The organism is Neisseria sp. P0021.S006 (genome assembly GCF_051956895.1).
Window position 1 is genome coordinate 1 of record NZ_JBQCWZ010001123.1, and the last position, 490, is coordinate 490.

A 490-nucleotide genomic window follows, 5' to 3' on the forward strand; every position below is an offset into this window, starting at 1 on the left:
CTTCCACCATGAGCACGCGCGAATATATCGCCTATTTTGACAAACATGACGACAGCGATACCGTGTTGGAAATAATGTCGGAAAAACCACACAATAAATTCTTGGTGTGCGACGGCGATTTGGAACGCGTTATCGGCTATATCGAATCGCACACGCTGCTGACTTTGTTTTTAAAAGAAAAAGACGTCCGCCTGACCGACAAGCGCGTGTTGCGTAAAGCCTTGTTCATCCCCGATACACTGTCGCTTTACGATGTCTTGGAAACCTTCAAGACTTCCGGCGAAGACTTTGCCGTAGTGGTGAACGAATACGCGCTGGTGGTCGGCGTGGTAACGCTGAAAGATGTGATGAGCATTGTGATGGGTGAGCTGGTCAATACCGAAGAAGAGCCGCAAATCATCCGCCGCACCGAAGACACCTGGCTGGTGGACGGCGCGACCCCGCTCGCCGATGTCATGCGCGCGCTGGATATTGAAGAGTTTCCCAATTC

At 51.4% G+C, this 490-nt stretch carries 1 protein-coding gene; it reads left to right on the plus strand.

Annotation, left to right across the window (positions count from 1 at the left end; all coding sequences use genetic code 11):
* Positions 1 to 490, plus strand: a 490-nt coding sequence (locus ACTHUM_RS19065) for a CBS domain-containing protein (RefSeq protein WP_440403845.1), incomplete at both ends; no start/stop codon positions are given.